At 29.4% G+C, this 20,749-nt stretch carries 29 protein-coding genes; 28 read left to right on the forward strand and 1 reads right to left on the reverse strand.

Annotated features, from left to right (window positions below; all coding sequences use genetic code 11):
* Positions 1-182: 182 nt before the first annotated feature.
* Positions 183-2,084, reverse strand: a complete 1,902-nt coding sequence (locus tag G9F71_RS13215; RefSeq protein WP_164951797.1) for an APC family permease — start codon at positions 2,082-2,084, stop codon at positions 183-185.
* A gap of 284 nt (positions 2,085-2,368) precedes the next feature.
* Between G9F71_RS13215 and G9F71_RS13220 the strand changes: the two genes are divergently transcribed.
* The 28 genes from G9F71_RS13220 to G9F71_RS13355 all read left to right on the forward strand — a co-directional run bounded on the left by G9F71_RS13220 (position 2,369) and on the right by G9F71_RS13355 (position 20,741).
* On the forward strand, positions 2,369-3,388 hold the full coding sequence (locus tag G9F71_RS13220; RefSeq protein WP_164951796.1) for a YbhN family protein: 1,020 nt from the start codon (positions 2,369-2,371) through the stop codon (positions 3,386-3,388).
* A 45-nt stretch (positions 3,389-3,433) separates the two neighbouring features.
* A complete protein-coding gene (locus G9F71_RS13225) occupies positions 3,434-4,087 on the forward strand; it encodes a YdcF family protein (RefSeq protein WP_224626392.1) in 654 nt (217 codons plus the stop codon).
* Between the two features lie 442 nt (positions 4,088-4,529).
* Positions 4,530-4,973 (forward strand): hypothetical protein, encoded by a 444-nt coding sequence (locus G9F71_RS13230; protein ID WP_125001363.1) that lies wholly within the window; start codon positions 4,530-4,532, stop codon positions 4,971-4,973.
* A 112-nt stretch (positions 4,974-5,085) separates the two neighbouring features.
* The gene (locus G9F71_RS13235) at positions 5,086-5,670 is read left to right on the forward strand and encodes a GNAT family N-acetyltransferase (RefSeq protein ID WP_164951794.1); all 585 of its coding nucleotides are present in this window, start codon (positions 5,086-5,088) and stop codon (positions 5,668-5,670) included.
* A gap of 38 nt (positions 5,671-5,708) precedes the next feature.
* Complete coding sequence (locus G9F71_RS13240) at positions 5,709-6,635, forward strand: hypothetical protein (RefSeq protein WP_164946134.1); 927 nt, start codon at positions 5,709-5,711, stop codon at positions 6,633-6,635.
* 50 nt (positions 6,636-6,685) lie between these two features.
* The gene (locus tag G9F71_RS13245) at positions 6,686-7,351 is read left to right on the forward strand and encodes a class I SAM-dependent methyltransferase (protein WP_164946135.1); all 666 of its coding nucleotides are present in this window, start codon (positions 6,686-6,688) and stop codon (positions 7,349-7,351) included.
* 2 nt (positions 7,352-7,353) lie between these two features.
* A complete protein-coding gene (locus tag G9F71_RS13250) occupies positions 7,354-7,602 on the forward strand; it encodes a hypothetical protein (protein WP_164951793.1) in 249 nt (82 codons plus the stop codon).
* On the forward strand, positions 7,559-9,328 hold the full coding sequence (locus G9F71_RS13255; protein WP_164951792.1) for a M3 family oligoendopeptidase: 1,770 nt from the start codon (positions 7,559-7,561) through the stop codon (positions 9,326-9,328). Before G9F71_RS13250 ends, G9F71_RS13255 begins: the two co-directional genes overlap by 44 nt.
* 57 nt (positions 9,329-9,385) lie before the next feature.
* Positions 9,386-9,967: a class I SAM-dependent methyltransferase gene (locus G9F71_RS13260; RefSeq protein ID WP_164951791.1), complete on the forward strand. Its 582-nt coding sequence runs from the start codon at positions 9,386-9,388 to the stop codon at positions 9,965-9,967.
* Positions 9,968-10,009: 42 nt separating this feature from the next.
* On the forward strand, positions 10,010-10,636 hold the full coding sequence (locus G9F71_RS13265; RefSeq protein WP_164951790.1) for a cyclase family protein: 627 nt from the start codon (positions 10,010-10,012) through the stop codon (positions 10,634-10,636).
* 138 nt (positions 10,637-10,774) lie between these two features.
* Positions 10,775-11,245, forward strand: coding sequence for a GNAT family N-acetyltransferase (locus G9F71_RS13270; protein WP_164951789.1), 471 nt, complete (start codon positions 10,775-10,777; stop codon positions 11,243-11,245).
* 71 nt (positions 11,246-11,316) lie between these two features.
* The gene (locus tag G9F71_RS13275; protein ID WP_164951788.1) at positions 11,317-12,144 is read left to right on the forward strand and encodes an MBL fold metallo-hydrolase; all 828 of its coding nucleotides are present in this window, start codon (positions 11,317-11,319) and stop codon (positions 12,142-12,144) included.
* Between the two features lie 20 nt (positions 12,145-12,164).
* Positions 12,165-12,818: a Type 1 glutamine amidotransferase-like domain-containing protein gene (locus tag G9F71_RS13280; protein WP_164951787.1), complete on the forward strand. Its 654-nt coding sequence runs from the start codon at positions 12,165-12,167 to the stop codon at positions 12,816-12,818.
* A gap of 55 nt (positions 12,819-12,873) precedes the next feature.
* Positions 12,874-13,350, forward strand: coding sequence for a GNAT family N-acetyltransferase (locus G9F71_RS13285; RefSeq protein ID WP_164951786.1), 477 nt, complete (start codon positions 12,874-12,876; stop codon positions 13,348-13,350).
* Between the two features lie 70 nt (positions 13,351-13,420).
* Positions 13,421-13,582: a GNAT family N-acetyltransferase gene (locus tag G9F71_RS13290; protein ID WP_164951785.1), complete on the forward strand. Its 162-nt coding sequence runs from the start codon at positions 13,421-13,423 to the stop codon at positions 13,580-13,582.
* 7 nt (positions 13,583-13,589) lie between these two features.
* Complete coding sequence (locus tag G9F71_RS13295) at positions 13,590-13,766, forward strand: DUF6199 family natural product biosynthesis protein (RefSeq protein WP_164951784.1); 177 nt, start codon at positions 13,590-13,592, stop codon at positions 13,764-13,766.
* Positions 13,767-13,886: 120 nt separating this feature from the next.
* Complete coding sequence (locus G9F71_RS13300) at positions 13,887-14,183, forward strand: hypothetical protein (RefSeq protein WP_164951783.1); 297 nt, start codon at positions 13,887-13,889, stop codon at positions 14,181-14,183.
* 50 nt (positions 14,184-14,233) lie between these two features.
* Positions 14,234-14,536, forward strand: a complete 303-nt coding sequence (locus G9F71_RS13305) for a hypothetical protein (RefSeq protein WP_164951782.1) — start codon at positions 14,234-14,236, stop codon at positions 14,534-14,536.
* Between the two features lie 80 nt (positions 14,537-14,616).
* Positions 14,617-15,117 (forward strand): hypothetical protein, encoded by a 501-nt coding sequence (locus tag G9F71_RS13310; RefSeq protein WP_164951781.1) that lies wholly within the window; start codon positions 14,617-14,619, stop codon positions 15,115-15,117.
* Positions 15,118-15,175: 58 nt separating this feature from the next.
* Entirely contained in the window at positions 15,176-15,400 is a 225-nt protein-coding gene (locus G9F71_RS13315; protein ID WP_164951780.1) for a hypothetical protein, read from the forward strand.
* A gap of 185 nt (positions 15,401-15,585) precedes the next feature.
* Complete coding sequence (locus tag G9F71_RS13320) at positions 15,586-16,182, forward strand: YdcF family protein (RefSeq protein WP_164951779.1); 597 nt, start codon at positions 15,586-15,588, stop codon at positions 16,180-16,182.
* 82 nt (positions 16,183-16,264) lie between these two features.
* Entirely contained in the window at positions 16,265-16,717 is a 453-nt protein-coding gene (locus G9F71_RS13325; protein ID WP_164951778.1) for a DUF4829 domain-containing protein, read from the forward strand.
* Between the two features lie 119 nt (positions 16,718-16,836).
* Positions 16,837-17,379 (forward strand): SGNH/GDSL hydrolase family protein, encoded by a 543-nt coding sequence (locus tag G9F71_RS13330; RefSeq protein WP_224626396.1) that lies wholly within the window; start codon positions 16,837-16,839, stop codon positions 17,377-17,379.
* A gap of 267 nt (positions 17,380-17,646) precedes the next feature.
* Positions 17,647-18,393 carry a class I SAM-dependent methyltransferase gene (locus G9F71_RS13335; RefSeq protein WP_224626399.1) on the forward strand — a complete coding sequence of 249 codons (747 nt, stop codon included), beginning with the start codon at positions 17,647-17,649 and terminating at the stop codon, positions 18,391-18,393.
* A 57-nt stretch (positions 18,394-18,450) separates the two neighbouring features.
* Positions 18,451-19,035, forward strand: coding sequence for a GrpB family protein (locus G9F71_RS13340; protein ID WP_411956132.1), 585 nt, complete (start codon positions 18,451-18,453; stop codon positions 19,033-19,035).
* A gap of 96 nt (positions 19,036-19,131) precedes the next feature.
* On the forward strand, positions 19,132-19,722 hold the full coding sequence (locus G9F71_RS13345) for an AAA family ATPase (protein WP_164951777.1): 591 nt from the start codon (positions 19,132-19,134) through the stop codon (positions 19,720-19,722).
* 212 nt (positions 19,723-19,934) lie between these two features.
* Positions 19,935-20,396, forward strand: coding sequence for a hypothetical protein (locus G9F71_RS13350; RefSeq protein WP_187353505.1), 462 nt, complete (start codon positions 19,935-19,937; stop codon positions 20,394-20,396).
* Between the two features lie 99 nt (positions 20,397-20,495).
* Positions 20,496-20,741, forward strand: coding sequence for a GNAT family N-acetyltransferase (locus G9F71_RS13355; RefSeq protein WP_164951776.1), 246 nt, complete (start codon positions 20,496-20,498; stop codon positions 20,739-20,741).
* Positions 20,742-20,749 lie beyond the last annotated feature (8 nt).

Consider the following 20,749-nt stretch of genomic DNA (forward strand, 5'->3'; position numbering starts at 1 on the left):
ATCATATGAAAAGACTATGAAGGGAGCTATTGGCTAATAACTTCATGGTGTTAGTATTCGATAATATATACTAGATCATTAATCATAATTCTATGATATTTTAATAATAGCAGAATATGATTACGCAAAATTTTATAGAGGAGTTACAATATAATTCTGGACCATTTAATCTTTATTAATTTTTATTTTTTATTTTCATTGCATATATCTTCATCACATTTATTTTGATATGTTTTCCACTTTGAATGTTTATCTTTTATAATATAAGGAACTGTAATTACCGCAATTTTTTTGTTTTTAAGAAGAGAATTTTTAATAAATAATGCTGTGTGATTATGAAGGATGTTCCCCCACCAAGCACTTACAATAAATTGAGGTATTAATACAGTAACAATATCACTACATGTAGATGGATGTTCCTCTGAGTTTATATATGAAATTAAAGGTCCTACTATGCTTCTATATGGGGAGTTTTTAATTACCAAGGGGACATCAATATTATATTGCTGCCATTTTTTTTGAAGTTTCTCAGTTTCCTCTTCATCCACAGACACATGGAATGCTATTATATCCTTTGATAAACACTTTGCATAATTTAATGTTTTTATAACGGATTTATTTACCCCTTCCACCGGTACTATAAAATGCTTAACGCTTTCACAATTTATCTCAGGCATTTCTTTATCTTCCATGCTTAACTGCATTGCTGTTTCATTGTAATGAGCCTTAGTTTGAAGCATTATATACATTATTGCTGGTATAAGTATAAACACCACCCAAGCACCTGATACAAACTTGGTATATCCTATTATTAAAACTGTAATCAATGTAATAAATGCGCCAAAACCATTTATAAAAGCTTTATGCGCCCAGCCAGTGTGCTTTTCCCTAACCCATTTTATTGCCATCCCACTTTGAGATAGGGTAAATGAAATAAAAACACCTACTGCATACAATGGTAATAGATAATGTGTTTCTCCTCTAAATATTATAGTTAAAATTCCTGCTGAAACGGATAACAATATTATTCCATTGGAGAAACTTAGTCTATCGCCCCTCTTTACAAACTGCCGTGGGGCATATCCATCTCTTGCAATAACAGATAAAAGCAATGGCAAACCCGAAAACGAGGTGTTAGCAGCCATAATCAAAATCAATGCAGTTGAGATTTGAACTAAATAAAACATAAAGCCATTTCCAAAAACTTGCGAGGCAATCTGGGAAATTACTGTTTTATCAAGACTAGGTACTGAATGATATAATGTTGCAAGATATGAAATACCTCCAAAAATTACAACTACAACTAATGCTAACAATAATAGTACTGTCTTAGCATTTTTCTGAGCAGGCTCTATAAAACTTGGTATTCCATTACTTACAGCCTCAACCCCCGTTAAAGCAGTACATCCTGCCGCAAAAGCTCTAAGGAAAAGTAAGATTGTTATATCTTTAAAAGCAGCACTCTGAGTTATTGATGTAGCTTGGGGAACATAATTAAATAGCTTAACCTCTATAATGCCATATATTATCATGGCTATTGCTGTAAAAATAAACAAATATGTTGGCAAACTGAAAAGCTTGGAAGATTCACTAATTCCTCTCAAATTGCCTATTGTCATTATTAAAATTAATAATAAACTTATGATAACCTTGTACGCTAAAAGTTTAGGTTCTGCTGAAGTGATGGCTGAAGTTCCAGCACTAGCACTTACGGCTACAGTTAAAATATAGTCAATTGAGAGTGCTGACCCAGCTATAAGCCCAGGAACTGTACCAAGATTATCTTTAGCTACTATATAAGCTCCTCCACCATTTGGATAATTATCTATAGTTTGCCTATATGAAAAGACCAAAATGAATAATAAAACTATAATAGAAATAGCAGCATAAAACATATATTTATACGATAATAGACCAATAGCAGGAACAAGCACCCATAAAATCTCCTCTCCAGCATAAGCTACGGAGGAAATTGCATCACTAGCTAATATGGGAAGTCCTCTAATTACATTGAATTTTTCACCTTGAATTGCTTCTGATTTTAAGGGTTCACCTATTAATAACCTCTTTATGTTTCTAAACATAGTTTTATCCTCCTGTATCCCTTATACTGAACTGAACAAATATCTATACTTATGTTTCTATGAATTTTCAAACTTAGTATACCCTAAAGACTTACACTACATACTCGGATACTAATTCCATACAACTATTTTCAGGAGTACTATTAAAATTCTATCGGATGATAATAATATATATTGCATGTAGATAAAAAGCTAGTTGTTGATTTTGATGAATATAAAAATAATATTAGAAGTTTGATGCATACTAACATTGATACTTAATATAGAATAGTCAGGAGAATTTTATGAAAAAGAAAATATTTAATATAGCAGTGTTTATAGTATCTTCAGCAATGTTACTATACTTTTTCTTATATAAAAATGGCTTAAACCAATTAATAAGTGTAATTAAGATAATAAATACCATGTGGTTATTAGTTGCAATTGTTTTAATGCTTATTTATTGGATTTTTGAAACATTAATAATACATGAGCTGACACGGATACTTTTTTCAGAACGGAAATTCAGAAAATCTATAAAAGCAGCTATGGTGGGCCAACTTTTTGGAGCTATAACACCACTTCAGACAGGTGCTCAACCTGCAATTTTTTACGCTTTAGTAGAGAATAGTATAGATGCAGGTTCAGCTAGTTCTATTTTAATGATGAAATTTATTATTCATCAGACAATTTTGACAGTATATTCATTTATTATCATTGTTTTAAAGTTTAATTATTTTAAATCAATGATATCTTATCTTTCTTATTTGTGCCTTTTTGGATTTGTATTTAATTTAGCAATTATATTAGTAGCAGTTATGTTTTCTGTAAACGAAAAAATTACTAGGAGTTTATTGCTTGGTATTCTTAAATTTTTAAAGAAGATAAAACTTGTAAATGGTGTGGAGAGATATAAAGATAAAATTGAGAAGAACCTAAATGACTTTCATAATAACGCTGCTTTGATTGCTAAAAATTATAAGGCGATTATAAAGGTTGCAATTATTAATACAATACAGCTCACAGTTTTTTATATAATACCATATTGCATCTATCGAAGTTTTAACTTACAATCAGCTAGTCTGTGGAATATGCTAGCAGCACAAACCTTAGTAATGACGATAGTATCAATAACTCCTCTTCCAGGAGGTATAGGTGGGGCCGAGGGCGGATTTGCGTTGCTTTTTAAGGCGTTTTTTAAAGAAAACATTTTTCCAGCAATTGTTCTTTGGAGAATAATAACCTTTTATTCCTGTATAGGGATAGGTGTATTGTTTTCAATACACCTACCCAAAAATACAATTAAAGATGATGAGATATTCTAGATTATTTTTATTTTAATGACAATCATAAAAAGGAGTTTTTATTTGGTGAAGAATAGAAAAATAATATTCATAATTATACTGTTTTATATTTCATTAGCGGCATTATCAATAAAATGTAATAAATCATCAATTATACTAGGCTTTACTTTTGTACCATTATCATTAATTAATTTATTTCCTTTGTTGTTTTATAAAGCACCCTTAACTAAATTAGAACTAAAAAAATTCGATACGATTATTGTCTTAGGTTATCCTGGAACACCAGATGGGAAGCCATCGCCGATAATGAGAGAAAGAGTATTTAAAGCTGTTGAATTATTTAATAAAGGATATGCCAATTTTATTATTTGTTCAGGCGGAAGCGTTTACAATAAATATATAGAAGCAGATATTATGATTAAACTTGCAAAATCATTAGGAGTTCCAGATAGTTGTTTAGTTAGAGAGAATAAATCAATAAACACATATGGAAATTTAATAAACTCAATTGATATCATGAGAAAAATGAATTGGTCATCTGCAATAGTAATTACATCCCCTTGGCATTTAAGGCGCTCTAGTTATTTATTATCAAAATTTAATATTACATATGTAATGAAAAAGTCTAATTATCCAAAAGAATTTTCTGTTTTTTATATTGTAGCAATATATATTTTTGAAAACTATACAATGTTCAAAAATAAAATTCTTTATCATTAACTATATTGAATCTTGAAATATTATTTAAATGCAAATCTATAGCATTATTTTAATATGAGGATTTAATATGACAGTAAAAAAGATGGTGAGGTATTTACAGTAACGAAACGTTAAATATCATTAGATTTGCCATTATATTATTTTTATTTGAATAATCATATGAAAAGACTATGAAGAGACTATGAAGAGAGCTATTGGCTAATAACTTCATAGTCTTTTTGTATTATACTAAAATTAACCCTTGATTTTGGATATCACTTTTATGATATCACTGTTGTGATTAGAGACAAAGATAATTGATTTTATGAAATAAGAGAGGATTACTGTTAAAAATTAAGTATTTATGTTTATTATAGATAAATTCATATAAAATGGATAATAAATATAGTATAATTTTTAAATAGACTGATAAATAACTGTAAAAAAGAAAGGGGAATTATATATGGCAGTAAATGTTAGTGAATTAGAAGGATTAATAAATAAGTGGCAAATTATTTTAAGATTAATGGATTGGGATATAAAACTACAAATTGTTGATAAAGAATGGAGGAAATCAGGAGACATAAAAATTGATATCGATGACAAAAAAGCAGTAATGCTAATTAATAATAACCCGAAATCTACAAATCTTGAAGAGTTAGTAGTTCATGAATTATTGCATTTAAAATTGTGGGGTATGGATCAAATGATTGAAGGGTTTATAAATGGAGTGTTTGGAGCAAATGAAGATGATATAAAAAAGGAATTTGCGATGAATCAATTTTTTATTTTGCTTGAATCTACAGTTGAAGATTTAACGAAAGGATTTTTAAAAGCAAATGGTTGTGATCAAGAATTAAGCTTTGGAAGATTACAGAAATTAATAGATAATGAAATAGGATGTTAGCTAGATCAAAACGTTAGATTAAATATTTTGAAATGATGGAGTTATGAAATATTACGATATTCAGCCATTGAAGAGAAGACTTTAACTAATTGATAGGGAGCGGGGTATTATAGTGACTATTCAAATAGAAACCGAAAGACTTATACTAAAGAACTACTGTGAAAATGATTTGGAAAATATTTATAGGCTTAAATCGGAACCATCGGTGTGGAAATTTTCAAATAAAATAGCTACAAATAAAATTGAGGATTCAAAAAGTTCTCTTGAAAGTCTATTGAAAAACTATGATAAAAATAAGCGGGATTTTCAAGCTTTATTCTTAAAAAAATCAGGTAAATATATTGGTGAAGCTGGCATTTTAACATTTAATAACCAAAATAACAGAGCAGTAGTTGGATATAATTTACTTCCTGAACATTGGAATAAGGGATATGCAACTGAAATAACAAAAGCTCTGGTAAAATATTTATTTGAAGATACAAAGACTGAAAGAATTGAAGCCTTAGCCTTGGATTCTAATACAGCATCTAGGAAGGTGTTGGAAAAGTCAGGTTTTGTTTTAGAAGGATTATTGAGAAATTTTGCGTATATTAATAATCGGTATTTTAATGTATGTTACTTTGGAATGATTAGACATGATTATATTATAGAAGATATATCGCAGTTGCCAGATTTATTATTTAAGAAAAAATGGTAATTTAAATATTCTTGAGCTCAAAGAAAGGAGATTTAAATATGAAAAAGCTTGCAAAAACTCTTTTAAACCAATTAAATACCTATATGAATACAGAAGTTAGACCACTGGAAAGATCTATATTCAATTATTATTTTAACCATTCAAGTGGTGATGATATATTAGATTCATTAGAAACATTTCAAAATTCAGATGGAGGGTTTGGCAACGGCATCGAACCTGATTTTAAACTTATACAGTCCTCGCCCATGGCAACATCCATTGGCTTAAGGTATTTGAGTAAGCTAGATAATAATGATAGGGCACAAAAGATGATAGCTAGAGCTGTTGAATATCTAGAGACTACTTTTGATAGTAATAGAAAAGGTTGGTATAGTGTTCCAAGTAATGTTAACGAATATCCTCATGCACCTTGGTGGGAATTTAAAAATGATATAAATATGACTGTTATTGATTATTCCTGGGGAAACCCTAGTGCTGAATTGATAGGGTATCTTTATAAGTATAAAGAATACCTTAATAATTTAGATATTTATTCACTAATAAGTTATGCTATAACTAATTTGAATGAACGTACTGAATTTAAATCAGAACATGAAATATTTTGTTATATTCATATGTATAACACTCTCGACAAAGAATTTTCTAGCCAAATTGAAGATGTACTAAAATTGGCTGTTTCTCAATTGGTTAATATAAAAGAATCTGAATGGGTAGATTATGTACCTACCCCTTTAAAATTTATAGAGATGGATTCTACGGATTTTTTTGGAATTCAACGTAAATTTATAGATCAAAACTTAGATTATTTAATAGGTAAGCTTGAAGAACAGGGTAAGATATTACCTACATGGCAATGGGATAAGTATTTAGAAGAGTGGGAAATTTCTAAGGTTGAATGGATGGGAATCTTAACTCTTGAGGCTTTATTTTCTTTATGTAAGTTTAATCGGATTATGACGATTTAAAAAATAAATTTAGAGTAGATAAATTATTGATTTCAATGAGGAGGAAAATTATGATTAAATCAAAAGCCTGGGACTGGAGTAAAAACAAAAGTAACGACTGGTTAGTACCATCAATAGAGGCATGTTATTTATCTGAATCATGGAAATCAAAAAGCTTTAACAAGTTTCTGGATTTGGGTTGTGGATTGGGCAGACACTCTATCTATTTTGCTAAGAAAGGGTTTGAGGTCAATTCTTTAGACTTATCCGAATATGGAGTTAATCACTTGAAAAGGTGGGCAGAGGAAGAACAGGTAGATATTGCAGTAGATATTTGTGACATGTTAAATTTGCCATTTAAGAATGATTCCTTTGATTGTATAATGGCTTACAATGTTATATATCATACTGACACGGATGGATTTATTAAGTCGCTTGATGAAATAAAAAGAGTCTTAAAAAGTGGAGGAGAGCTATTTATTACTCTGCTTTCAAAAGATACGTGGTCATATCAAAGAGCTGATAATTATAAGCGAATTGATAATAATACAATCTTGAGGGATGAACATGATACAGAAAGGGATGTTCCACATTTTTATGTAGATATTGAAGATATAAAAAAGTACTTTATTGATTTTGAATTTGTAAGTTTACCTATTGAACAAACAGAATATAACATGGATAATACAGAATATTTTTCTAAACACTTTAATTTGATTGTTAGGAAAAAATATTGATTATGAATAATATAGAAGATACATTATTTAAGGAAGGATTAAAAGAAGGAAACCTGCTGAAATTAAAAAAGGTATCTAAAGTGGACGTACATAATCATTGTGGATTAGGTATGAGATTTTCAATTTTTAACAAATGGGCCGGTGGCAATGTTAGTGAGCCACCTAAAAAAATAGATGGAAATAGTAGTCTTAAGGAGATGGTTATTAATGGATTTAACATGGAATTTAGATACACTTTATACTTCTTTTAACTCTGAAAAGTTTAAAGGTGATGTAGAGCTTCTTAATCAATATATTACAAATTTAAACAAATGGGCTGAAAAAAATCTAAAAGATAGGAGCAACGCTACTTCTAAAATTGAAGAATTTTTAAAGCTTTATAACGAATATAAAAGCTTATATTCATGCTTATATTGTTATGCATATTTAATTTCAAGTGCGGATTGTTCAAATGTAGAAGCAATGGACGTTTTAGATGATATGGAGGATAAGGATTCATGGGTTATAGATACTTTTGTAAGTTTTAACAAATGGCTTAAGTATTTTAATAATATAGATGAGCTAATAGACGATTCACCATATCTTATAGAACATCGATTTTATATTAAAGAACTTCTTTTGCAGTCAAAATATTTATTGAGTGAAGATGTAGAAGTAGTAATTGCAAAAATGCAGAGTACAGGCTCGAGATCATGGGAAAGACTTTATATGGAGCTCACTTCTACTATACTAATGGAGATAGATATTGAAGGTGAATTAAAAAAAGTGTCGCTTTCAGAGCTGAGAAATATGGCATATGAGAAAAGTGAATCCTTAAGAAAGGCAGCTTATTATGCAGAGGCTGACGCATGTAAAAGCATATCACAAGCATCTGCAGCATGTTTAAACGGAATTAGTGGTGAAGCACTTACTATTTATGATATGAGAGGATATAAATCACCACTAGAAAAAGTCCTCAAGGTCTCAAGGATGGATTATGAAACTTTAAATGCTATGTTTTTAGCTATAAAGGAACGCCTGCCTATATTTCATGAATATTATCATAAAAAGGCAGAAATTCTAGGACATAAAGTGAGCCTTCCCTTCTATGATATCTTTGCACCAGTGGGTGATGCTAATACAAAAATATCATATTTAGATACCAGGGATTTAATTGTATCAAGTTTTAAAACTTTCAGTGAAGAACTTGCTGAATTTGCAAAAAAGGCTTTTGACAATAGATGGATTGATGCTGAGCCAAGAACTGGGAAAGGGAATTATGGACTGACTGTTGATATTTTTCCAATAAAAGAAAGTAGAATTATGGCTAATTTTACTGGGAACTTTAGTGATGTTGGTGTGCTCGCTCATGAAATTGGACATGCTTATCATAGTTATTGTCTTAGAAATGAAAAGATGTTAAATACGGATTATCCTACGCCTATTGCAGAAACAGCTGCAATTTTCTGTGAAACCATAGTAAATAACGCATTGCTTAATATTCTACCAACAAATGAAGGTTTATCAATTTTAGAAAAAAGTATTTCAGATGTGGGTTATTATATTGTTGATTTTTATGGTAGGTATTTATTTGAAAATAAATTATTTGAAAGAAGAAAATCGGGTCAATTATCTGTTGAAGAGTTAAATGAATTAATGCTGAGTTGCATGGTAGAAGCTTATGGTAATAGTATTGATGTTGAAACGATTCACCCATATATGTGGATGAATAAAGCTGGGTATTATATGGCTGGCAATGAATTCTTAAATTTCCCATATTCATTTGGGGTTTTATTTTCTAAAGGTGTTTATTCAGAATATATGAAAAAAGGAGAAGCTTTTGTAGAGCAATATAATATTTTTTTGAGTGCTACAAGTAAAAATAATATTGTTGGTATTGCAAAGATAATTGATATAGACGTTCACTCAATAGATTTTTGGAGAAATGCATTAAATCTTATTCAAAAGGACATTGAAGAGTTTATTAACAGAGCATAGGTTTATATTTTAAGCAGTGGAAATTTGAAGATGATGCTTTGACTTAGGAGGATGATTATGACTATTAAAAATCAAAAAGAATATTTTAATAACACCTATGAAAAGTGGAAAGAAATATCTGATGAAAAAGGGAGCATTATAAATAAAGCTATAAATATATTAGGGATATCGGAAGGCCATTCGTTACTGGATGTAGCCTCAGGAACAGGTGTGTTATACTCAGTTTTAAGAAATATGCACTTAAGCAATTATGTAGCATTAGATATATCAGAAAACATGTTAAAAGAATTACAGCAGCTATATCCTAAGACAAAAACTATATGTGATGATTTTGATAAAGATATGGACTTCGCGGAAAGATTTGATTATATTTTAATATTTAATAGCATACCACATTTTGAAAACTTAAATATAGTGTTTTCAAATGCTAAAAAACATTTGAAAAATGGAGGTGTTTTTGCAATAATACATTCAAAAACTCGAAAGGAAGTAAAAGAACATCATAAAAGAATAGGTTATAATTTGGGAAGAGAAGCAATTCCTAATGATGATATTTTATATGAGCTTGTAGCGAAATACGAATTTAGAGAAATTATAGTGAGAGATGATGATTTTTTCTATTTTAGTTGTAAAAAATAATCACAGCTCGAACAAGAAACAAAAATAGAATGGAGTGAGACTATGGAAGAATTAATAGATTTAACACATATAATTGAGGATACTATGCCTATTTATCCAGGAGATATTACAACAAACTTATTTCAAAATAAGTATCTAAGTATAAACAGCCACAATAATTTCAGGTTAGAAATTAGTATGCATACAGGTACACATATAGATTCACCTATGCATTTAACTGAAAGCAATAAGTACATATCTGAATTATCTGTGGACTCATTTATAGCTACGGGTTGTATCCTAGATGTAAGAAATCAACCTATAATACAGATGAAATCAGTCTATGAAGAATTGATAAAAGAAAACAGTATAGCGCTACTTTATACAGGGTTAGATAAACTTTATGGTATGCCAGAATATTATGAAGATCACCCACTTTTAGACATGGATTTATGCAAATTCTTATTAAAGAAAAATGTTAAAATGGTAGGTATAGATATGCCTTCACCAGATAAATATCCTTTTGAAATCCATAAATTCCTTTTGGAAAATAAAATATGCATAATTGAGAATCTAACCAATCTGGATAAATTATTAGGTAATAAAAATTTTGAAGTTATGGCCTTTCCATTAAAAATAAAGGCCGATAGTTCAATGGCAAGAGTTGTTGCAAGAAGCATAAAGATTTAATAGTTTAGATTTCAGTATATTTGAAGAATAAATAATGGTGAGAGGGAAGTGATTTTGAGAAAATTCTAATTGCTATGGTGTATTTCACCTAACAAGGGATTTATGTTGACTTTAAAAGAGTGTAGGGGGGGGACTACCATGAAATTCGTATTAGAAGCTTTAACTGAAAATTATGCAAAACAAATCTGTAGTTGGAAATATGATGGTGATTATTCTATATATAATTACCCAGAATGGGATAAAATATTTAGTGAAAATTGGGGTATTACAATAGAACAGAAGAGAAACAATGAGTTTAGTGCAATACTTGATGAATGCACTAATTTATGTGGATATATAAGAATACTAAATAAAAATGAATATATTCTAATAGGACTCGGATTAAAGCCGTCTTTATGTGGACAAGGATCAGGAAATATTCTTATGGAAATATTAAAGCAACAATGTAAAAAGAGTTATGGAAATAAAAAAATTGTTTTAGAAGTGCGTTCTTTTAATGAAAGAGCAATTGTATGTTATAAAAAGGCAGGCTTTAAGGTAGTAGATACTTATAAGAAAGAAACTCCAATGGGTCATGGAGAATTTATTAAGATGGAATTTACTGATTAGCATACACTGATTACTAAGTGCCTTTTACACTCCAAATATTTTACCGAGTATTTAATCTAAAGGAGATATTTATGAAAGTTATAACATTGTTTGAAAATAGGACTATCTCAAAAGAATATAAATGTAAGCATGGTTTATCATTGTATATAGAAACAGCTAATCATAAGATATTATTTGATACTGGAACAGATCACTCCTTTGCCTATAATGCTAGTAAGTTAGGTGTGAACCTGGAAGATATAGACATAGCCGTTATATCCCATGGACATTATGATCATGGTGGTGGACTAGAAACATTTTTAAAACTCAATAGTAAAGCAAAAATTTACATAGGCAAGGGCGCATTTGATAATCATCTAGTAAAATTGCTTGGGATTATTAAGTTTAATATAGGCTTGAAGGAAGAATTAATCAGTAATAATAGGTTTGTGTTCGTAGATGGGATGACGATAATAGATGATGAGATTACTTTATTTGGTGACGTTAAAGGTAATAAACTGCAGCCTAAAGGTAATGATAGGCTATTAAAAGAATGTAGTAACAAATCCATAGAAAAAGATGATTTTGAACATGAAATAAACCTATTGATTAATGAAGATAAGAAAAATAGTCTATTTTGTGGTTGTGCTCACAAAGGTATTATTAATATAATTGAGAGAACTAAAGATTTCATAGATAGAGATCTAAACACAGTAATTGGTGGATTTCATTTAATGAGAATGAATATTAAAAATCAAGATTCTAAAGCATTTTTAAATAATCTTTCAGCAAATCTAATTAGCAGTGGTGTTGATAAGTATTATACTTGCCATTGTACTGGTGAAAAAGCTTATAGTTATTTAAGTAAAACCATGAACAATTTAAATGAGTTAAAAACAGGAATGGTTATTGAAGTGTAAATAGAAAGGTAAGTGGAATTATGAATTTAGTTTTATATAGTAAATTAGAATCCCAAATAAATATAGATACACAAGATAAAATAAATAAAGCCTTATTAGAAATGGTGAATAATGCTGATGCAACAGTTGGATTAATTGAACATACTACAGATAAAGAGAATAAATATTACAAAAGAAATGTTGATTTCTACAATAAATTAGGTGTTTATAATATACTACGTTTTGATTTAGATGAGAGATATGATCAACGATTTGAGGAAAAGTTATTTAAATGCGATATCATTCACTTGCCAGTTGGAAATACCTATTACTTTTTATCTATGCTTAAAAAGCGAAACATGATATACAGATTGCAGGAGTATATTAAAAGTGGAGGTATAATAGTAGGGGTTAGTGCAGGTGCTCTTATGGTATCACCTACTATCGGTAGCGCACAGTTTGGGGATGAAAACCATGTAGATTTGGGTGATTTGTCGGCTTTAGGATTAGTACCTTTTGAAATAATGCCCCCTTGGAATAGATGGTCGACATATTTAGCTGACTTGCAAAAGTACTCACTAAGCAACAATGTTAATATTTATACTGTATGCGATGGTGAAGGTATAATAGTTCAAGGAGATTATATAAAACTATATGGTGATATTGGAATTATTGAGAATGGAGTTTATATTTAAACAAATGATTTATGTGTAATGCTACATTACACCGATAACAAAAAAGGAGTTTTAGATGAATAATAAAATAGCATATTTAAAGATATATCCAGTTGATTATGAAATACTAACAATTATAATGACTTCTGCATTTAATGAAGATACATTTATGCACACTGATTTACAAGAAGATGGTCCTTCAGGATACAATGACGGTCGCTTAATTAAATGGCTCAATGAGCATAAAGATTTTGAAAGCTATAAAGTAGTTTATAATAATACTACAATTGGTGCTTATACTGTTGCGATTAATCTCAATGGTGAATGCAGTTTGGAAATGTTATTTATTGATCCAAAATACAGAGAAAATCATCTTGGAACTATAGTGTGGAAAGATATAGAAAAAAAATATATAGATGCAAAAAAATGGACGGTCGAAACACCTGATTATTCAAAAAGAAACCACCACTTTTACACTGAAAATTGTGGTTTCGTATTTAGTAGAGAAAATATATGCAATAATGGCTGTAAATCTTTCATTTTTGAGAAATAGATAAAGTAAGTGAAAAATGGCCGCTGGGAGATATAACTTAGTTTCTAATTTATCTTTAAGGAAAAAAATCATGCTAGCATTTTTGAGTTTGTCATCAAACAATATACCATCTATAAAACTTTTAGAGAAATTTGGTTTTAAATTGGATGGAAGGCTAAGAGAGCATTATTGGATTAATGAAGAAAAATATGATCAATTTAACTATTCAATGCTTAAATGTGAATGGAGGTGAATTATGTATGAACTTTATTCTATTAATTTTAGGTGTTCTTGCAATTATATTTCCAAAACAAACGTTTATGTTTGGTAGAGGATGGATGTTTAAAGAAGGCACAGAACCAAGTGAATCTGTTAAATATGTTGGTAGATTTATAGGAGTTGTTTTAGTATTATTAGTATTATTAGGAAAGTTTTAATAGGTCGAATTATTATTGTTCGTTAATCGTAAATATGCGATACTTAAACAATTGTATAAATGGCTTATTAATCACCATTATATTTACTTTAAGGTTGAAAGTACAAATAAGCTAGAAATTATGTTTCTACAAAACCCAACTCTTCAGTTTCTTCTTGATATAGCTCATATAGATAGCTATGAACATCATAAATCTATGATTACAGTAAAGATGCCTAAGATACTATATATTGCAGATAGACATCTGGAAGTGATTCATGAACATATACCTATAGGACAAGGCAATATAGATTTCAAGTATATTTTCACCAATATATTGAAGGATTTTCATGGTAAGGTAGTATTAGAAATTGTACAAAGTTCAATTGATATGATTAGTTCAAAAGCTAGAATTGAGGAGTATTGCGGAATCAGATAAATATTTGTTTTTCATATTTTATGCAACTTAAACCTAAGGGGGAGAAAATTATGAAAAAGAAAAAACTACTTACAATTTACAGTGTTATATTACTTATAATAATTGCTTCAGGTACAGGAATATATTATAAAAGTAATTTGGATCAAAAGAATAAGAGACAAGCTATTTCAAATAATGTAGTTGAGTATTTATTAGGATTAGAAACTTTTAAATACGAAGTTCCTGAAAAAGTAGAAGTGACATATGATAAGACTATGGGTATGTTTATTGCTTCAGTAAAGTTCGAAAATAATTCAAGGAAAGCTACCGTAATTGTTTCTGAAAAAAATGAAATGCAAGATATATCTCAGTGAATTTTATGATTAAATAATAGTTGAAAATTTTTAGGCCTATATAATAATAGTAAGGGTAACTAAGTTGGGGGTAATTTAATATGAGATTAAGTTACATGTTTTATCCGGTTTGTGCAATATTTATAATTAATTTAATTGTAATATTAACTGCTGTACTAAGTGGAGAGAAAGCTTTCAAAAAACTATTAATTGTTATTGTCCCGCTAACAATTTTTTTAGTATTGTATTTATCTAATTATGACTTTAATATTATTACAAAGAGTAATGTTTTTTCCCATCATACCTACACTGTTACCTATTTAGATAGTACAAAAGTAGATATACCATTACCCCCTAATTCTGTATGGCTATTTAAAACTCCAACTGATATTTATTATAGCAAGTATGATGTTAATAAGTGTAGAGGATTCTTTAATTCAGTGCTAAAGGAAATGAAACAAGATAATAAAATAAGCAACTATTATTATGATAATGATCAAAAGACTTACACTATAGAAATAAAAGGAGATCCGAATATAAAAATCAATCTTATTGGAGATAGTGATACTAGAAGATATGGAATTTCTAACCCTAACTATTAAATTCTAAATATCACAGACTAATAGAGAAAAACACAGTAAAATTAGTTCTCAATAGGATATGGCGGAAAAACGAGAACAATCTGGTTTAGTGAAAGAGTCTGATGAAAAATGGAATCAATATAAGATGTTACAGATTGCAGCATTATGCTCATTTTTCTTTGTTTTCATACCTCTATTAGGCGTACTTTATATTATTGGAATTTTAGTAGCCTCAATACTAATTATAATAGGTATAATTAGCTTTATAAAAAGGTGCAGTGAAATTTTAAACACCTTGAAATGATTTACTACACTTTTATCCACCTTAGTTGGTGGATTTTTTTATATGGAATTGTGTAAATTTATGGGTTATAATCTATATATAGGTTGACATTTACGCCATGGCAAAGTTACCTTCCAAAATCAAATATAATAACCATCTTAAATTTAAAAATATTAGAAACAGCACACAATTTACAGGGGGCTAATATGAAAACAATTGATGATATTACAAATTTTATCTTTCTTGAGAGTAATCCTAAAAAAGCAGATATTATCTTTATACCTGGAGGATCTTATGCTGAATTAGCAGAAAACGCTACTGTACTCTGGAAAAGTGGATATGCGCCACTTATTCTTCCATCGGGTAAATACAGTGTTAAACGTGGACACTTTCCTAACCCATCATCAAAAGCAGAAAAATATAATGGCACATATAATACAGAATGGGATTTTTTAAGAGATGTTTTAATTAAAAATGGTGTTGATGAAAATTCAATTTTAAAAGAAGAAGATGCGCAGTTCACATATGAAAATGCATTTAAATCTCATGAAATTACAGACAAACTAAACTTACATATAAATAAAGCAATAATATGTTGTAAATCTTTCCACGCAAGACGTTGTTATATGTATTATAAATGGGCATACCCAGATACCGAATTAATTATTTGTCCATCGGTCGTTCAAGGAATAAACAGGGATACTTGGTTTACTACAGAGAATGGGGTAGAGAGAGTAATGGGTGAACTAATGAGATGTGGTTCACAGCTTAAAGATTATATTATGGAATTTACTAAAGAGTAGTTTAAATTTCATTAAAAATATATATTAAAAAGGGGCGGTTATTATTAATAAGAAAATTGGATTAATAATCTTATGTTTGTTAATGATTATAACAGGATGTGCAACCAAAAATTCAAAGGATAAAAAAGTTCAAGTGGCTTTCTTAAAGCCAAAGGAGGTTATAGGAGAATTTTATAAATATTATAACCAAAAGAATTTGAAAGGTATGAATACGTTAACAATCGAAAAATATCATTCTTCAGAATCAAGTTGGGGATTTGATAATTTAGAATATATTAAAGTTATTAATATAATTGAAGATACTGATCAAACAAATAAGGAAGTCTATCTACGCCAGATAAAAAAGAGTCAGATAATAGATATGGAAAAAGAAAAATTAGAATTAGAGAATGTAGCTATTTTTAAAGTAGTCTTTGAAGTTAAATATAAAAAAGAGGGGGTAGGTCCCAGTGACAGTGGGAGGGATGAATATAGTTATACTTTAACTAGAAAAGATAAAAATTCACCTTGGCTAATAAGTTCTTTTGGACATTAATATAATTAAACAACATTAAAATCATGTCAAAATAACGGGAGGAAATTCTAATAAATAAGCAAAAAATATTTGTTATAGGTGATAGTGTATCAATACACTATGGTCCATATCTTAAGAATATGATAAAGCATAAATTTGAGTATGATAGAAAAAGGGGTATGAAGCAAGCGTTAACAGATTTGGACAAACCGATTGGCGCTAATGCAGGGGATAGTGGAATGATTATAGAGTATTTAGCAGAGGAATATATAAAAAATACAAAATACGAAATATTACTTATCAACTGTGGCTTACACGATGTTCGAATAGATAGAGATTCAAATAAAGTTCAGGTTGAATTGAAAGATTACAAGATGAATTTAATTAAGATAATTGAAATATCAAAAGCTATGGCAACTAAGACCATATGGGTTGGATTAACACCAGTTATAGATGAGATTCATAATTCAAGAAAAGAGGGGTTTTTAAGATATAGTAAAGATGTTTATGCTTACGATATTGCTGCAAAAGAAATAATGGAGCAGTATAAGATACCCTGTATAGATATGTATAACTTCACTAGAAATTTAGGAACTGATATTTACTTAGATCATGTTCATTTCAAAGAAAAAATCAGAGAACTGCAAGCAAGATTTATCGCCGATTATTTAAATCTCATTTAGAAAAATAGAGATATTTAGTCATGAATTTTTTGAAGATATTAGTGGTTATCCTGAATGGAGTATAGTCTCTGAAATAGAAAAAGGTTGGTCAAAGGATAAGAAATATTATATTAAGGATAAAGATGGACAAGAATTTTTACTGAGAGTATCAGACATTTCTGAATTAAAAAAGAAAAGTAGAGAATACGAGCATTTAGGTAAGATTTCATGTTTCAAATCGTCGAAATATTATTAATCTTATATTAAGAGGGAGGGAATTAAGAATGAATGAACAAAGCATATCAAATAAAAAGGCTTGGGAATATCGTGCATACGAATTTTGGAATAATAGAGATGGCTCCTATGGATAACGCAACTAAAATATTAAAAAATCCAAAAGCTTGTCTTAAAAAGCATAAAGAGTATTTCAACCACATAGAAGGTAAGAAAATTGCGAATATTTGTGGTTCAAATGGTAGAAAAGCTGTTCCATTAGCTTTAATGGGTGCGGCTGTAACAGTATTTGATATTTCAGAGGAAAATAGAAAGTATGCTTTAGAGTTAGCAAAGTGTGCAAATACATCTATTGATTATATTGTTTGCGATATATATGATGTTGATTTGAAAAAGTATGAAGGTTTCTTTGATATTCTTTATATAGAAGGGGGAATACTCCATTATTTTAATGATATCAATAAATTAATGTCTATTCTTTATTCATTGTTAAAAGATAATGGTGTAATGATTCTAAGTGATTTTCACCCCTTAAGAAAGTGTATTGCTGAAGGTAATTCAGGACAAACACAAGGAAATTATTTTGATGAAGAATTGCATAATGGAGATGTAGCATACAAACAATTCTTCAGCAAACAGGAACAGTGTGATTTTCCAGACTGCTCCCTTAGGTTTTATACACTTAGTGAGATTATAAATTCAGTTATTATAAATGGTTTTGAATTAAAAAAATTCGATGAGCATCCTAAGTGGGAAAATGAAAAGATACCAGGTGAATTTACTATCTTAGCGGTTAAGTAGCTAAAATTAATAAATATAATCTGCTGCTATAGCAATTAAGAAACTTAATATTAGGCGGTGATAATTTTGGAAAAACAATTAGACGAAATGAATGGCGAAGAATTAGGAAGACTATTTCCCATTATTTTAAGTGAACATGATCCAATGTGGCATGGTTTATATTTGTCTGAAAAAAATACCCTTGAACAAACAATTGATTTAAATAATATTATAAGAATAAACCATTATGGAAGCACCTCTGTATGTAATTTGCGTGCGAAACCTACCATTGATATTTTATTAGAAATACAAAATCATATGGAAACAGAGAAAATAATCTCTCTGCTCAAAGGCATTGGTTATAATTATAGTCCTCAACCCAATAATCCTGCTCCACATATGATGTTTATGAAAGGCTATACTCTAAGCGGATTTATTGGCCAAGCATATCACCTTCATGTGCGTTATAGTGGTGATTGGGATGAACTATATTTTCGTGATTATTTGATATTATATCCTGAAATCGCAGAAAAATATGGAGAATTAAAATTACAATTGAAACAAAAGTATGAATTTGATAGAGAGGGGTATACAAATGCAAAGTCTAACTTTATCAAAAATATTACAGAGCAAGCAAGAAAAGAATTTGGAAAACGGTATTAACTTTCTAATTGCCTTTAAGGAATTAGATGAAGTTATATAAATTCTTGAGGCAAGAAGAATCTCACTTATATCAGAGAAGAGAGCGAGGTAATAATTATGATAATTTGGATTAATGGAGCATTTGGTGTCGGAAAAACTCAAAGTGCTTATGAATTGCATAGACGAATCCCAAATTCATTTATATATGATCCAGAAAACATAGGACTTTTTATAAGAAAAAACATACCAAAAGAATTAAATAGTGGAGATTTTCAAAATTATTCAATGTGGCGTGAGTTTAATTTTTCTATGCTAAAATATATTGCAAATAAGTATAAGGGTATAATAATAGTTCCAATGACCATAAGCAATCCTCAGTATTTTAAAGAAATTATTGTTCAATTAAGGAACGATGGATTTTTGATAAATCATTTTGTATTATGTGCTTCAAAGGAGACCGTACTTAAACGGCTAAGGGGCCGTGGTGAAGGTGGAAATTCATGGGCTGCACAGCAGATAGATAGTTGTATAAAAGGATTCAGTAACGAAATATTTAAACAACATATAGATACAGAAGATTTGTCTATACAGGGTGTAGTTGAAAAAATAGCATTGTTATCAAACATAAATTTATTACCTGATAATAGACGTAAAATCAGAAAATGTTATGACCGAATTATAACACAATTTAAAAATGTTAGATTATAATATTTCACTGAAAAATATGCTAAATATGTATTGACTCTAACCTAAGGTAGGGGCTTAGAATAACTACAAAAGCCTGTATATTCAAAGCTATAAAATGAGTGTTACTTGTTAAATAGTAAATTTAAGCCCATGAAAATAAATAACAAGTCAAAAATACCAGAATACTTACGTATTATTTAAAACTAAATAGAAAACATATGGAGATAAAAATCATGAATAAAAGTAAAAAAAAATCAAATATTCCTAGACATAAAAGATTAGATAGAGCTTCAAGACTTCTTGCTGCAGAACATTGGATACCAAAGTATGAAGGTGAAAATATTATAAAAGGATACAGTAAACACTTTGCTGTAGATAAGATATGTGCTATCAATGAGTTGCAAATGCTTGGATATAAAATTAATCCTGATTATGTGAATCAATTAAATGGAACTTTAGAGGGTCAAAAAAAAGTTAAAGAACAACAAAGACAGCTACAGAAAGAAAAAAAGATAGCAGAGACATATTCTAATTCAGATGATACATTTTATTATATTGCAGGCTATACTTCAGGGAGAGCACCGTATGGGATATCATGGGAAGGATGTGAAATAGATAAATATGAAACAGAAGAGGATTTTTCCTCTCAGGATATTGTACTGTATACCAGCGAAGATGATGATATACCATTCTAAAGTTAGAGAACATTAACCAGTTGGCTATTACATTGTTGATAACAATGCATGCCAGTTCGTTGTTGCACCAAGGGGTAGAATCGTTGAAGTCGTCTCCTAATGGGTAACATAGCACACAATGGTACCGAAAGTCTGCGGCAATGTGTGAAGTCCGTAAAACTTCGAGAAAATTTCAATAGAAAAAAAGGTGTGGGAACCTATATTATTTCTAAACTAAAGGAACATTGTATTAGCAATGATTTAGTGCCTATATGTGGATGTGCGTATAATAATTATGCATCAAAGAAAACACTTGAGAAAGCAGGATTTATAACAATTCATAGAATAGTAAGATTTGAATTTTAAGATTTTAA

This window comes from Clostridium sp. FP2 (assembly GCF_011065955.2).
Lineage (GTDB): Bacteria > Bacillota > Clostridia > Clostridiales > Clostridiaceae > Clostridium_AD > Clostridium_AD tagluense.